13 protein-coding genes are annotated in these 14863 nt (G+C 62.8%); 4 read left to right on the top strand and 9 right to left on the bottom strand.

Annotated elements, in window-relative coordinates; all coding sequences use genetic code 11:
• Positions 1–3 precede the first annotated feature (3 nt).
• Genes KI613_RS05230 through KI613_RS05215 form a run of 4 tightly spaced genes read left to right on the top strand, consistent with a single transcriptional unit; the run spans position 4 to position 3688 of the window.
• Positions 4–501, top strand: coding sequence for a peptidylprolyl isomerase (locus KI613_RS05230; RefSeq protein WP_226404141.1), 498 nt, complete (start codon positions 4–6; stop codon positions 499–501).
• Positions 498–1217 carry a UDP-2,3-diacylglucosamine diphosphatase gene (locus KI613_RS05225; RefSeq protein WP_226404140.1) on the top strand — a complete coding sequence of 240 codons (720 nt, stop codon included), beginning with the start codon at positions 498–500 and terminating at the stop codon, positions 1215–1217. The genes KI613_RS05230 and KI613_RS05225 overlap by 4 nt, the downstream gene beginning before the upstream one ends.
• Positions 1218–1251: 34 nt before the next feature.
• On the top strand, positions 1252–3069 hold the full coding sequence (gene recQ, locus KI613_RS05220) for a DNA helicase RecQ (RefSeq protein ID WP_404826985.1): 1818 nt from the start codon (positions 1252–1254) through the stop codon (positions 3067–3069).
• A 1-nt stretch (position 3070) separates the two neighbouring features.
• Positions 3071–3688 carry a DUF2238 domain-containing protein gene (locus KI613_RS05215; protein WP_226404138.1) on the top strand — a complete coding sequence of 206 codons (618 nt, stop codon included), beginning with the start codon at positions 3071–3073 and terminating at the stop codon, positions 3686–3688.
• A gap of 51 nt (positions 3689–3739) precedes the next feature.
• Here the strand turns inward: KI613_RS05215 and KI613_RS05210 are convergent, their stop codons facing one another.
• From KI613_RS05210 to KI613_RS05170, 9 genes are all read right to left on the bottom strand, one after another.
• Positions 3740–4426 (bottom strand): DUF3334 family protein, encoded by a 687-nt coding sequence (locus tag KI613_RS05210; RefSeq protein WP_226404137.1) that lies wholly within the window; start codon positions 4424–4426, stop codon positions 3740–3742.
• Between the two features lie 70 nt (positions 4427–4496).
• Positions 4497–5654, bottom strand: a complete 1158-nt coding sequence (locus tag KI613_RS05205; protein WP_226404136.1) for a tetratricopeptide repeat protein — start codon at positions 5652–5654, stop codon at positions 4497–4499.
• Entirely contained in the window at positions 5581–6408 is an 828-nt protein-coding gene (locus KI613_RS05200) for an ExeA family protein (protein ID WP_226404135.1), read from the bottom strand. Before KI613_RS05200 ends, KI613_RS05205 begins: the two co-directional genes overlap by 74 nt.
• Positions 6409–6424: 16 nt before the next feature.
• Positions 6425–8161 carry a pilus (MSHA type) biogenesis protein MshL gene (gene mshL / locus KI613_RS05195; protein ID WP_226404134.1) on the bottom strand — a complete coding sequence of 579 codons (1737 nt, stop codon included), beginning with the start codon at positions 8159–8161 and terminating at the stop codon, positions 6425–6427.
• Positions 8158–8556 (bottom strand): hypothetical protein, encoded by a 399-nt coding sequence (locus KI613_RS05190; RefSeq protein WP_226404133.1) that lies wholly within the window; start codon positions 8554–8556, stop codon positions 8158–8160. The genes mshL and KI613_RS05190 overlap by 4 nt, the downstream gene beginning before the upstream one ends.
• On the bottom strand, positions 8541–9227 hold the full coding sequence (locus KI613_RS05185) for a hypothetical protein (RefSeq protein ID WP_226404132.1): 687 nt from the start codon (positions 9225–9227) through the stop codon (positions 8541–8543). The genes KI613_RS05190 and KI613_RS05185 overlap by 16 nt, the downstream gene beginning before the upstream one ends.
• Positions 9224–9883 (bottom strand): PilN domain-containing protein, encoded by a 660-nt coding sequence (locus KI613_RS05180; protein WP_226404131.1) that lies wholly within the window; start codon positions 9881–9883, stop codon positions 9224–9226. Before KI613_RS05180 ends, KI613_RS05185 begins: the two co-directional genes overlap by 4 nt.
• Positions 9880–10767: a hypothetical protein gene (locus KI613_RS05175; RefSeq protein WP_226404130.1), complete on the bottom strand. Its 888-nt coding sequence runs from the start codon at positions 10765–10767 to the stop codon at positions 9880–9882. The genes KI613_RS05180 and KI613_RS05175 overlap by 4 nt, the downstream gene beginning before the upstream one ends.
• 107 nt (positions 10768–10874) lie before the next feature.
• Complete coding sequence (locus tag KI613_RS05170) at positions 10875–14849, bottom strand: DUF6701 domain-containing protein (RefSeq protein ID WP_226404129.1); 3975 nt, start codon at positions 14847–14849, stop codon at positions 10875–10877.
• Between the last annotated feature and the right edge of the window lie 14 nt (positions 14850–14863).

The following is a 14863-nucleotide window of genomic DNA, read 5'->3' as shown; positions in this document are numbered from 1 at the left end:
CCAATGTCCAAAATCAAACTCACCACCAACCACGGCGACATCACGCTTGAACTGAACGCCGAGAAGGCCCCGAAGACCGTTGCCAACTTCATCGCCTACGTTGAAGCCGGCCACTACAACGGCACCATCTTCCACCGCGTCATCAAGAACTTCATGATCCAGGGCGGCGGCATGGAGCCGGGCATGGGCCAGAAGGCTTGCCAGGCGCCGATCGAGAACGAGGCCGCCAATGGCCTGAAGAACAAGCGCGGCACCGTTGCCATGGCTCGCACCAACGACCCGCACTCGGCCACAGCCCAGTTCTTCATCAACACAGTCGATAACGATTTCCTCGACTTCAAGTCGCCGTCCGGCCAGGGCTGGGGCTACTGCGTGTTCGGCGAAGTTGTCGAAGGCCTCGATGTGGTCGACAAGATCCGCGCCGTCAAGACCGGCAACAAGGGTTTCCATCAGGACGTCCCGGCTGAAGACGTGATCATCGAGAAGGCCGAGATCGTTTGATCTTCTTCATCTCTGATCTGCACCTGTCGCCCCGGTCACCCGGGGCGACTCGTTTGTTCCTGAGCTTTCTGGCCGGCCGCGCCCGCCAGGCCGAGGCGCTGTACATCCTCGGCGACCTTTTTGAAGTCTGGGTCGGCGACGACATCGACGATCCCTACGCCGCCCAGATCACCGCCGCCCTGCGCGCCGCCAGCGATGCCGGGCTGAAGATCTGCTTCATGCACGGCAACCGCGACTTTGCCATTGGCGAGCAATTTACCGCCGCCGCCGGTATGACGCTGCTGCCCGATCCTTATTTGCTGGTCTTGCCCGAGTGGTCCTTCGTGCTCTCGCATGGCGACGCCCTGTGCATCGACGACCACGCCTACATGGCCTATCGCGCCAAGGTGCGCGACCCGGAATGGCAGCGGAAGATGCGCGCCAAGCCGCGTTTCCTGCGCAGCCTGCTCGGCCGCTACATCCGTTGGCGCAGTGCCCGCCGCAAGCGTGACCACGCCTATGTTTACGCCGACCTCAATGGCCCGGCAACCGACGACTTCCTGCGCGACCACGGCTATTGCACCTTCATTCACGGCCACACGCACCGACCGGAAAAGCACGACCACATCGTCGATGGTATCCACGTCGAACGCTGGGTGCTTTCAGACTGGCACGAAGAGCGTGCCGAAGCGCTGCTCTGGGACGGCGAGCAATTGAGCCGCGAAGCCATCCAGTGAGCATTTCAATTTTGACCAAAATTTCCGGTTGACCGTGGGAACCACTTCCGCCCTCGCCATCCTGCGCGACGTCTTCGGCTATCCCGCCTTCCGCGGCGCCCAGGCCGAAATCATCGACCACATCGGCAACGGCGGCGACGCGCTCGTCCTCATGCCGACCGGCGGCGGCAAGAGCCTGTGCTACCAGATTCCCGCCCTGCTCCGTCCAGGTTGCGCCATCGTCGTCTCGCCGCTCATCGCGCTCATGCAGGATCAGGTCGATGCCCTGACCCAGCTTGGCGTCAAGGCCGCCTGCCTCAATTCGACGCTGGACTGGCGCGAGGCCCAGGCCATCGAGCAGCAGATGTTCGCCGGCCAGATCGACCTCGTGTACATCGCCCCGGAACGCCTGCTCATCGACCGCACGCTGTCGATGATCGACGCCCTCTACGAAGCCGGCAAGCTCGCCCTGTTCGCCATCGACGAAGCGCACTGCGTGTCGCAATGGGGCCACGATTTCCGGCCGGAATACCTGCAGCTGTCGACGCTGCACGAGCGCTACCCGAACGTCCCGCGCATTGCGCTGACGGCGACGGCCGACAAGGCGACGCAGAACGAAATGCTGGTTCGCCTCGGCCTGACCGAAGCGCGCGTTTTTCTGTCCAGCTTCGACCGCCCGAATATCCGTTACACCGTCGTCGAGAAGGACAACGCCAAGAAGCAGCTGCTTGGTTTTCTGGCCGGGCGCAAGGGCCAGGCCGGCATCGTCTATTGCCTGTCGCGCAAGAAGGTCGAGGAAACTGCCGAATGGCTGTCGGCCCAGGGCTATCCGGCGCTCCCCTACCACGCCGGCCTGCCCGCCCCGACGCGCGCCGCCAACCAGCGCCGCTTTCTGCGCGAAGAAGGCCTGGTCATGTGCGCCACCATCGCCTTCGGCATGGGCATCGACAAGCCGGACGTCCGTTTCGTCGCCCACCTCGACCTGCCGAAGAGCATCGAAGCCTACTATCAGGAAACCGGCCGCGCCGGCCGCGACGGCGAACCGGCCGAGGCCTGGATGGCTTACGGCATGCAGGATGTCGCGCTGCAACACGCACGCATCGCCGAATCGGGCGCCGGCGAAGGCCAGAAGATTCTCGAATCGCAGCGCCTGACCGCCCTGCTTTCCTACTGCGAAGCGCCGCGCTGCCGGCGCCAGGTGCTGCTCAATTATTTCGCCGAAGAGCGCGACCCCTGCGGCAACTGCGATGTCTGCATCGAGCCACCGGAACTGTGGGATGGCACGCTGGCGGCGCAGAAGGCGCTGTCGGCCATTTTCCGCACCGGCATGCGTTTCGGTGTCACGCACCTGACCGACGTGCTGCGCGGCAAGGCGACCGACAAGATCAAGCAGTGGCATCACGACCAGTTGCCGACTTTCGGTGTCGGCGCGGATCTCGACGACCATGGCTGGAAGAGCGTCTTCCGCCAACTGGCGGCGGCCGGGCTGGTCCATGTCGACATGGCCGAACACGGCGCCCTGCAACTGACCGACGCCGCGCGCGAAGTGCTCAAAGGCCAGCGTCAGGTGCAACTGCGCCGGCCGGCCAAGCGCAAGGCAAGCTCCTCGTCTTCACGCAGCAGCACCGTCGTGCACAGCGAGTTGTCGTCGGCCGACGAGGTGCTTTTCCAACTCCTGCGCGCTTGGCGCAGCGATACGGCGAAGGAGCAAGCCGTGCCGGCCTACGTTATTTTGCACGACAAGACCCTGCGCGAGCTGGCCGAAGTGCGCCCGACCAGCCACGGCATGCTGGCCGGCATCACCGGCATGGGCAGCGCCAAGATCGAGCACTACGGCGCCGAGTTGCTCGACCTGATCCGCAACGAGGGCTGACATGGAAAACCGGAACCTGGTTAACGTCACGCTGGCCGCCATCGTCATCGCGGCGCTGATCGTTTCCGGCATCGCCCCCTTCGACCGGGCGACCTGGGTCATGGAAGTGGCGCCGGTGCTGATCGCCCTGCCGCTCATGATCGCCACGCGCCAAAGCTATCCGCTGACGATGCTGCTCACCGTCCTGATCGCCATCCACGCGCTGGTCCTGATCGGCGGCGGCGCCTACACCTACGCCCGCGTACCTCTCGGTTTCTGGCTGCAGGACCTGCTCGGCACGGTGCGCAACCCGTACGACAAGATCGGCCATTTGCTGCAGGGTTTCGTGCCGGCCATGGTCGCCCGTGAAATCCTGATCCGCGGCGGTTACGTCGTCGGACGCCGGATGACCGGCTTTGTGTGCATCTGCATCGCCATGGCGATCAGTGCCAGCTACGAGCTCATCGAATGGGCGGCAGCGCTGGCCATGGGCCAGGGCGCCGACGAATTCCTCGGCACACAGGGCGATCAGTGGGATACGCAGTCGGACATGTTCATGGCACTGATTGGTTCGAGCACGGCGATGGCCCTGCTCTCCGGCTGGCACGACCGGCAGCTCAAACGCCTGATTTCAAAATAAGGCGAATTTTCCGGTTGACCGTGGAAGTCCCGGCCAACCGTCAGTCCTCAGCTACATCCCGAGCGATTTGAGGAAGTCGTCCTGCTCGCTGGCATCGACGCCTTTCAGCGGTACCGCGGTGGCGTTCGCCGCATGGGCCTGCTCGATCAGCGTATCCGGATCGGTCTCCTCGCTCTCGAAATCGTTGAGCTTGATGAACTCGGTGCGGTCGATCGCCAGTTCGAGATAAAAGATGTTGTTACGGCCGGTGAAGAAGGTCACGCGGCGGGCTTCCGGCTTGTCGAGATTGGTGTCCACGCTGAGCATGACCTGCTTGGTCAGGGCCAGCATCTTCGGCTGGTTCTGGGTGATGTGCGTCTGCAGCTCGCGCGCCACCTTGCCGGTGAAATCGCCAACGATCTGGTTCATGAGTTCGCCCATGACGTTCGCCACCTCGTCCGAGGTATGCGAACTGGCCAGCTCGTCCTTGGCCATGCCCATGCTCAACATGTAGCTCTCGTAGAGTTCCATCGCCGCCGCGGCCGAGAAATTGGTGACCACCAGCCCGGAAAAGCCGCCATCGAACAGCACGAAGCAGCCAATGTCCGGCTTCAGGCAGGTCTTGGTGATGCGCTGGACCATGCCGGAATAGTGGATCTGGCTCTGGGTAGCGATGGTCAGCACCTTGGTCATCGAATTGCACAGGCTGCGCAGGATGTCTTCGGTACCGTAGACGACAGGGCTTTCGTGGTGGCTCATGATGGTTTATTTTCTGGGCGAATGAACAGGTGATATATACCACGAGAGCTAGCTGGGGCTGGCATCTCGCTCAGCGCAAATGCTGCTCGGCCACCGCCGACAATTCGACGGACAGCGTCGCGGTAGCGATGGCGCGGCGCATTGACTCCTTGGCTTCAGCCAGACGCCCATCGGCCTCCTGAGCCAGCCCGAGACCCAACCACCAGCGGCCTTCATTGGGGGCCAGACGGGTTGCTCGCTGGTAATGCGTCACGGCGGCGCGATAGGCGCTCTGGCGGGACTTGAGATGCCCCTGAAAGCCAGCGTAGTCGGCGCTGGCTTCGGCGTAAACCTGCGAGCGAGCCAGCGTGCGGTCAGCCGCCGCGATATCGTGCTGCTCCAATTGCAGGCGGGCCAGCGACATCGCCCAGCCCGTTTGCGCCGGCTGCAGTTCGAGGCCTTCCTGAAGAACCGTCATCGCCTCTTCAATCTTGCGCATTTCCAGCAACTGGCGCAGCAGCATCTGGCGCACCGGGACGTAGGCCGGATCCTGCTTGAGCGCTGCGCGCAGACCTTCGATACCTTCAACAATACGCCCCGCAGCCAAGGCGTTTTCCGCCCGGCGATATTCAGCATCGGCCCGATCGCGCGCTGTTGCCAGCACGGGGCTCTTTTCGATCTTGACCGGCCCGGGCGGGGTGGCAGGTGCCGGCAGTGGCGCCGGAGCTGGCGTCGACTGTGCATCCGATTTGGCCGCCGCCGGCAGGGGTGCCGGCACGACCGGGTCAGGTACCGCCAATATGGGCGCCGCCGGCAGGGGCAGGACGGCCAGATTCGGCGCCAGACGCAGATCGCTTTCCGGAATGGGCTGGTCGTCAACGACAGCCACCGCGGGCGCCGGCATCGGTGCGGGCGCGGCGATTACGACGGGGGCAGGCGGAGCCACCGTGGGTGCCTCGCTGTCCATGCCGAGCAATGGCAACAGTTGCCCGTTGGCATGCAGCACGGCAGCAGCCAGCACAGGCACCACGATGAGCAGCAAGGGTTTCAGCCAGCGCCAGGCACCGGCTCGCGCCGCCGGCAGCGAACGGATTTCGCGTTGCAGGTTTTGCCGGGCCGGGTCATCGGGCCGCTTGGCCTCGATGTTGCGCAGCATGTCGTTGATCAGGCTCATTTCACCACCACCCGGCCGCAGCCGCACCTTCGGTATCGGCCGCCGCCCGGCGAACATGACCAGGGCGCACAGCATGTTTGCCCTCGCCGAAAACGGCGAGCAGGGACTTGTGAGCCAGAATGTTCAGCAGGCGTGGCGTGCCCCGGCTGGCCTTGTGCAGCGAACGCACGGCACGCGGCCCAAAAACATCCTCGCCCCGGTAGCCGGCGACGCGCAGCCTATGCGCCAGATAATTGGCCACCTCTTCGCGGGCTAGGCCGCCGATCCGGTAATGAAAGGCGATGCGCTGCAAGAGCTGGCGAACCGACGGTTCGGCCAGCTTGCGATCAAGCTCCGGCTGGCCGAAAAGGACGATCTGCAGCAACTTGCGTTTCTCGGTTTCCAGATTCGACAGCAGGCGCAGGGACTCCAGCGTTTCGAGCGGCATCGCCTGCGCCTCGTCGATACAGACAACGACCTGGCGATCGGCCGCCGCATGGTCAAGCAGCGCCCGGTTGATGCTTTGCAGCAGGTGATAGTCGTCGCTGTCGGCGCTCACGGCCAGCCCCAGCTCCTCGGCCAACGCCAGTTGCAGGGTGCGCGGTGCCAGATAGGGATTGGGCAGATAGGCGGAAACACTGCCTTCCGGCAGGGCCTGCAACAGACGGCGGCAGAGCAGCGTCTTGCCGGTGCCGACTTCGCCAGTAATCTTGATGAAGCCTTCGCCGCTATTGAGCGCGACGAGCAGCGTATTGAGCGCCTCCTGATGGCTGCGCGTGATGACCGTGTAGCTGGTGTCCGGCGTAATGCCGAAGGGCAGCTCGCTCAGGCCGAAATGGTCTAGATACAAGGCTGCCTGTTACCGTTTATTGCCATTCGAGATGGCGCTGCTGGCGCGGGTCCAGCCCCTGGACGCGCTCCTGCGTTTCGCGCGAGGCATCGCGCCAGGAGTTTTCACCCTTGATGACTGTCGACCGCATCAGAATGACCAGTTCGCGCTTCCGGTTGGAAACGCTCTTCTGGCTGAACAGCGAGCCGACGCCCGGCAGGCCGCCGATGCCCGGCAGGCCGTAGCGACTGGTGTTCTGTTCCTGGCTCATCAGGCCGCCGATGGCGACGATGCTGCCATCCTGAACGCGCACGATGCTGTCGGTTTCGTTGATAGTGCTCGAGGCGAGCGGCAGCGTGAAGGTGCCGAGGTCACCGAGATTGACGTTCTTGGTCTTTTCCTCAACGACACTGACCGAGGGATGGACGTGCAGGATGATGTTGCCTTCGTCGTCGATCTGCGGCGTCACATCGAGCGCGATGCCGGAGAAGAAGGGCTGCAGCGTGATGTTCGGCGTCACGACATTGCCGCTGGCGCTGGTCGTCGTGTTGGTGCTGATCCCGGTGACAAAGAAATCGTCGGTACCGACCTTGAGCACGGCCTTCTGGTTATTGGTCGTTGCGATGCGCGGGCTGGACAGCACCTGCACATCACCCTGCCCTTCGAGGAAGGAAAGGAGTGCGGCAAAATTCTGCGACTGAAAAGCCAGGCCAAAGAAACCGCGGCCGGCGGTCGATGAAGTCAGACTGCCATTCGACCCCGGATTGGCATTGATGATCGTCCCCGAGGCAACGCCCGTCGCCGATCCACCCAGCGTTGCAGCGCCACTCAGGGTCGCACCTGGCGCCAGCGTGCCCAGGGCAACACCGCCACCGAGCAGGCCACCGAATTTGCTCCAGTTGATACCGGTCTGATAGGAGTCATTGAGCGACACCTCGATAATTTTCGCCTCGAGCATAACCTGGCGTTCGACCACCAGTTGCGTCGCCCGCAGATACTCATCCACCGAACGCAATTCGACCGGTGAAGCCTTGACCAGCACGACGCCCGAGCCCGCATTGACGATAACGTTGCGACCGTCCTGGTTGCCGACAATGGAATTGAGTGCCGCCCCGAGGTCCTTCCAGAAATCGTAATCGGAACTCGTCTGCACACGAGCGCTGTCGTTACTGCGTTGCTGCTGAGGCGCCGTCGTCCCACCCGGCACACCACCCGCGCCACTGGAGGAACCGCTGCTAGTGGTCGGCGTCGAAGCCGTCGGCGAACTGCCGGTCACCCGCATATCGCTCATGCCCTGACGGCGATTGGCCAGATAGTTGATCTTGAAAATGCGCGTCTGGATGGTGTTCGGCTGGACGTAAATGCGGGTGCCCTGAATCCGGTAATCGTAGCCATAGACTTCACGCAGCGTCTCAAGCGCCTCGCGCACCGTCGTGCTCTTCAGGTTAAGGCTGACCGTGCCCGACAAGTCGGGCGGGAAAAGCATGCTGTACGGCGTACCGGAAACCAGCGCATTAAGCACCTGGGCAACCGGCGCATTGTTCACCGCCAGGTTAAAACGCGGCTCCGGCTTGGCAGGCATTGGCTGATCGAGTTGCAGCGGCGGCACCATGGCCTGACCGACGACGTCACCCTGTGGCTGGTTCGTCTTGCTGGCGGCAGCCGCACCCAGTTCCTTGTCGGCTCGATCAAAAGCATCACCCCGGCGCGCATGCTGATTGCTGCACGCGCTCAGCATCAGTGCCGACAATCCGATAATCAAAATCTTGCTCATGGCAGACCCTTCACTGGCCCTGTTTTCCCCGTTTTTCTGGGCTTGGGCATTTCAATCATCTGTTTTTCAACGTCGGGAGTCAGGTAAAGATGCGTCACCCCATCCGCCCCCTGCAATACGGCTTCGCGCTCGTTCAGGCGGACCAGCGTCGCCCCGCCGACACTGCCACCCAGAGTCACCGTTTTGCCACCAATCACGGCGACCGGGCGGCCGCCAATCGGCATTTTCACCGACTGCAGGCGCAGGCCGCCGGCTGCATCGCCAGCCGATTTAGTGGCGTCGTCGGCCGGCGTCAGCCAGGCCGCCGGTGGCCGCGTCGGGTCGGCCGACTGGGCCACGGCCGCACTGCTCACGGCAAGCAGGGCAAGCGTGATCAGCCTCATAGGGTAAGCCATGTCTTGTCCGGACTCAGGGTATAGACGGTCAGGGTCATTTCGGACCGTGGATAGTCAATCACGCGATAGCTCAGCTGCCCCCACAACAAGCGCTGCGGCAATTTTTCCAGTTGTTCCAGATAAGCCTGGAGTTGGCCGTAACTACCTTCAAGGCGAATTTCCACGCCATGCCGATAGAGATCGAAGGAGCGCTCGACCGGTTTACCATCCGTTTCCTTGACCGCCTCTTTTTCGCGCAGCACGCTTTGCGGCGCCTGCGTTTTGAGGCTGATCAGACGCAAGCCGGAATGGCGTACCAGCAGCCCTTCGAGCAGGGCATTCATGTCCTCGGGCCGCACCAGCGCAGCGCCGACTTGCCGCAGTTGCTCGTCCAGCTGTTCCCTTTGCACGACCAGTGTCGCCAGCTCGGCCTTCTTGCCGGCATCCGGGTCGACATTCAGTTCCTGCTGCAGGCTGGCCGCCTGCATCTGCATGCTGGCGAGCGTCGTGCTCTGGATGGCGATGCCGTTCTGCATCGCCTTGCTACGGCTCCATTGCGGGTCGACAAACAGGGTATTGCCGATCAACAGCGGGCCAAGGACCAACGCCAGGGCCACCAGCAAACGCTCACGCCGGGAAAGCGCGGCATATTTGCGGTTCATTTGGTTCCATTGCTGGCGCACTGCGTTCATCGCGCCTTCTCCTGCCCGGCAATCAGTTCAGTACGCAGGGCGAATTCGGTATATCGCGCCGGCACCTTGGTCTTGACCGAGGGCGGCGAGTCACTGCGTTTATCGTCAGCCGGGTCGAAGCCCTTCATGTCGAGCGTAGCAAAGCGACGGCCGGCAAAGGCCGGCTCGTCATTAAGCCGGTTGATGTAGGTCGGCAGCAAAGCCGGATCAAGCAGTCGGCCGCGAATCTCGATCTCCTTGTCGGCAAAACCGAAACCAACCAGCCAGACACCGTCGACGGTCTGCCGGGAAAATCCCTGGAGCAGGCCGGAATAAGCGCTGCCCTGGGTAATGTCGCCCTGGGCAATGACGGCCAGCACTTCCTGGCGCTGAGTGAGGGCCAGCCGCGCCGTCGCGATCTGGCGATCGAGCGAAGTATCGCCCTGACGAGCGGCCAGGGATTGCCCAAGCGTTTGCACCTGCTGCTGGACGGCCGCCAGCTGGTTCCTGATTTCGGCCTCGCTGGCCTTGAGATTGGCCGCCTGGGCAAGCCCCAGCACAGCCAGGATGCTGATCAGGACGAGACCGGCCAGTGCCACGCCAGCCACCACCGGCAAGGCCAGCCAGTCGAAGCGCGGCCGCAGGGCCGGCAGCAACAGGTTGATCTGCTGGCTCATGAGTCGCTCCTGAGCGCCGCGCCAATGGCCAGAATGCTCTGCGCCTGACGCTCGGCCGAGCGCAATTCAGGCAGCGCGGGAAAATCCAGCACGCTCGCGAAGTCCGCCGCCTGCACCGGCAAATAGAGATTTTCGATGAGTGCCGCAACCGTGCCGGCACAATCGAACTCGGAAGCCACCAGCAGACGCGACACCGAAATGAAACCGTATTGGCGATCGAAATTGTCCAGCGTGCGCTGCAGTTCAAGCGCCAAACGCTCGAGCATTTGCCGGCGCCGCTCCTCGTCGGCCTTGGCCAGTGCATCCGAATCGATTTCGATACGCCGCGACAGGAACAATTCGCCACGACAGGTGATGGTCAGCAGGCCATCGCCCTGAGTCAGGGCCAGGAAGGCCAGGCCGCGATTTTCTTCCTCGAAGAGCACAGCGACATTGCGCACGGCCATTTCGGGAATATCGATTGCTTCGAGCGGAATCTTCTTTTCGTGAAACAGCGCCATGCGCTCGCCGACCACCGATGCCGGTGCAACGACGGCAAAAACGCTGGCCTGACGCCCGCCTTCGGTGGGAATGTCGGCCACTGCTACTGCCGCGTCATCGACCGGAAAATCGACCGCATCCTTGAGGCGCCAGCGCAAGGCTTGCACCCGCTCTTCGGCCGGCACGGCCGGCGCATCGAGCTGAACCAGCCGGTAGCCATTCTCGCCAAGCAGAGTGGTACAGCGGTAGCGCTTCAGTCCACGGCTCTGCGCCAGGCGGGACAAGGCATCGGCTTCGCTCTTCTCGATGCGGAACGAGTCGCAAAGCTTGATTTCAGGGCGTTTGCCAGCGGCACGAATGACATGAGCAAGGTCGATGCGATCGCCGTGTCGGACTACCGACATCCACCCCGCATCAAACTTCACCCGAATATTCGGCCACATTGTCCCGACACCTTAAGTTTTTTCAGAAGGATATCCAGTAACGCATTATTTTTCAATGGTTTTTCAACTCAATACCGCTCCCGAAAATAGATTACGGGAGAACGTGGACCGCAGGAACCAAAACAGGCGCGGGCAGTGGGTGCCGAGAGGGTCAGCCAGGTATTGGCGCCGCGCACGATATTCCCCGCGATATCAACCAGACCGGCATTTCCCGCCCCCGGCGCCGACAGGCGAAAACGCGAATCGCCGGCCGCCACAGGCGACGAAAGCGTTGCCGCCGTCTTCGTGCTCAGGGTATTGGTCAGGCCGGTGTTTCCGTTGGTCGGAACGGTCAGTGCCGTACAGGTATCAGCCACATTGGTCGTCCACCCACTCGCCGTCCATTGCTGAACTCTCACCGGTACGTTGAGGGGCAGCAATTCACTGCCATAGGCGTTGGTCAAGGACAGGCGCCCGGCGCGGACCACGGCCGCGCCGTTGGCCCCGGCCATCAGCGCCGTGCCGGATGCTGAATCGGCATCTTCGGCATGAACGGCAATCGCCGTGCTTACCGTCGGAAATACGCTGAAAACATAGGAAATCCGGCCGGCCAAATCGTTGAACGCCACCGTCCCGACCCCGGCCAAAAACTTGCCAGCCGGGATGGCGCCATTTCCTCCGGCGACGGCATCAACGTACAAGCCTCCCGAGCCGCCACCGGCAGCCAGCGACAAGTTGACGCTTTTTGCGAAGCCACTGGTCGAATTGAAATTCGGCGTCGTCGCACCCTTGGCATTCATGGCCGTTGCCGTCACCGTAAACGGTTGGCCCGGCACTACCGGCGTCGGCTGACCGCCATAGACAAAACCGGCGCACTGCATGGTCACCACTACATCGAAATGATCGGCATAAAAACGCCCGACATTGCCGCTGACCGTCGCATTCACGGCACCACCACCAAGATAGTCGGCATCGCTGATAGCCGGAGTCAGCGTGATGATTCCGACGTCGTCCCAGGTGAAGGTGGTGCCGGTAGCAGAAGCTGAGGCAAAGGCACCAAAGGCGGTCGAATTGGTGATCGCCGGATTGTTGGTCAGATTAAGCCCGGCCACCAGGGTACTGCTGATCGAAATGGCTTCCGGTGCGCTTTCCCGACCAAAGTTGGGCGTCTTGCAGGAAGCCGGAATGCTGGCCAGCAGGGTATAGCCGCCCAGGCTGGCGGCGCAGGAGGCGTTGACCGCAGTGACCGTCGCCGAGAAGTTTTCGCCGGCCCGCACGAAGCGATTCCCGGCTGCCGTAGCCGCCGCCGGGTTTGCCGTAAAGGGCGAGGCAGTCTGCTTGATGTCGGTCAGCACCAAGCTGTAGGGCTTGACCACGAACGGATCGCTCGAGCCGATCTGACTCGTCGCCGCGCTGTTGCGCATGTACAGCTCAACCTGCCCAACGTCGGCGTAGCTGAAACTGTAGGGGCCGACACTGGGCGATGTCGCCGGAAAACTGAGGTTGGTCGATGCCGTCCAGGTGCCAGGAATCGCGCCGTTGGCAGCACAAAGCGGCAATGCTGTCGCGGTCGCCGAGAAGCTGGCCTGAATGCCGGCATTGGCGGTTGGATTGATACACGACAGCGCGAACTGGAAGCCCACCGAGGTCGCTGTCGTCCCGCTCAGCTGGGTAGGAACTCCCGATGTATTGAGGGCAGTGATATAGATGCCGCTCAAGGCCACGCCGGCCACCTGCGGCGACCAGTTGACGAGATTGCACGGATTCGCCCCGCTGCCGATGGCCACGCCGGAGGTACAGGCCCGGTCGGTGAACACATAGCTCGGCGTGTAGATGGCGGCCGTATCGGTCGCCGTATTGTTGCCGGACACCGGGTCGTTCGCCGTCCCGTTCACCGTCGCCGTGTTGACCAGCGAACCGGAGGCTGCCGCGTCGACCCGCACGGTGATCAGCAGCGGCGGCGCGGCGCTGCCATTGTTCACGGTCCCCGACCAGCCGCAGGTGATGACCTGACCGCTGACACCACAACTCCAGCCGGTACCGCTGTGCGCCAGATAGCTCAGACCCGTGGGCAGGGTATCGACAATTTCCAGAGAACCGGCCATCGCGTCCGGCCCGTTGTTCGTCACCGCCAGCGTGTAGGTTGCGTTCGTTCCCGGCACCAGCGCACCGCCCCGCGTTTTGGTGATGGCCAGATCGGCGGTCGGCAGCAGGTTGCCGACGCAGACATCGTCCACGTGCCAGTAGTCATTGTCATAGCCACTACCGTTCAGCTGGCGGAAACGCAGGCGAAACCCGGTGTGTTTGGCATCGGCCGGAATGGGATGCGAACCGTTGTAGACCGTTCCGGCCGCCGCCGTGCCGAGATAAGTGTCCAGATTGGTCCACACCCCGCTGCTGTTGAGGTACTCGACCACCAGATTCTCACCGCTGTCCGGATCACGGGCAGTTGTCGTGCCGCTGCGCACCCAGTAGGTAATGTCGCCGGAAACGCCGGTCATATTGGTCTTGAACGTTGCGGCCGAGACATAACCCCAGCGCAAATCCAGCTCATGTGTCGCCGAACTGTAGGCCAGGGTACCGATTCTTGAATCACCGATCGCAGCAGTCCCCGGCGCGCCCTCGGCCGAAATACTCCAGCGCCCCAGGCCGCCTTCGAAGTTGTCGCAGAAGGCACCGGTAAATGTGCTGCCCGGCGTTTCGCGAATGATCACGTTGTCCATGTGCCAGTAGTCGTAGCCGACCACACCGGACGCCCCGCCGCTGCCGCTGTCGCCACTGCCGGACGGCTGATAAAACTGCATGGCGAAATTGGCATGCAGTGCATCGGGCGGCAATTCGATGACCGGCAGATAGACTGGCCCCCCGTCGCACAATGAACCGGATGGCGCTGACGGATACTGGGCGAGGATTTTCCAGGTGTTGTCGCTGGCCAGATATTTAACCAGGTAGTTTTCACCGGTGGCCTCAGGGCACTCGCTGAACGAGTCATCGCCGCGCCGCATCCAGAAGCTGAGCTGCGCCCCGGCTTTACCCGCCAGGTTGACGGTCGGACTTTGCACCGTCACTTGCGCCCAACGCGTGAACATGGCGCGCGTCGGGTTGGGCCGTGGATTCGAATAGGTATTGAACGGCGGAATATCGCTGTCGATGCCGCCGCAACCGATGTTGCCCGCCGTGCCGTTGCAGCCACTGGAAGACGAGGTCGGCGTCACAGTCCAGCCATTGCCAATCGAACCGGGGTTGGCGCGCTCGAAGTCATCGCAGAACAGCAGCCCCGGCGTACAGACGGTCGGCAGCAAGGTATACGCCTGCCCCGTGAAATTGCCATTGCCCAACCCCGCGCCCCCAAGCTTGACGCCGCCGGAGACGATGCTGTCATCGTCGACAAGATTGAGCCGCAAGGTACCAGACCCGGTCCCGGTATTGGCCGTGACCGTCCAGGTCGTCCCCGAACCGCTCACCGAAACAAAGCTGGCTCCCGTCGCGCCAGCAGTCTGGACGAGCGAAAAGTCAGTCGTATCGACACCGCTCACCGAGCCGGAAAACGTCACCTCCCACTGAACCGAAGCCCCGGCCGCAGAAGGGTCGAAGCTGAGGCGATTGATCGACAGCACCCGAGGCGTCGGGTCTACCACCACCGCGCCGGCCCGCGAATAGGTGGCACTGGCGCCGCTGGAACAGGCGTTGTCGTTGTAGGCAATCAGATACAGGTTGTAGGTGCCGGCGCTGGCCGGGGCGGTAGCACTGAAGGCCTGGGTATAGGTACCGTCGCCATTGAAATTGGGCGATGCATCGCAAGTCATGGATGCGGCGGATGGCGCCGACGTGGCGATGGCCCAGCGTATCGAACCCCAGTCGTCATTGGTACCGCTACCGCTGGTCGTCGCGTTCGCACTAACCGTAATGTTGCCGCCGGGGCTGACGGTGACCGTCGCCCCACCGTTCACTGTCGCCGAATTGATGCTTACCGTTGCCATCGCGATACCGGGCAGGAAGACCAGGACTGCCGGCAAAAGCCAGCGGGCGAAAAACTTATGGGCTATCCGTATTTTTGCCTTCATCGTCGCCATCCCCA

The organism is Ferribacterium limneticum, from assembly GCF_020510585.1.
GTDB lineage: Bacteria > Pseudomonadota > Gammaproteobacteria > Burkholderiales > Rhodocyclaceae > Azonexus.
The sequence above is the reverse complement of the archived record's forward strand: the minus strand, read 5'-3'. Positions and strand labels throughout refer to the sequence as shown.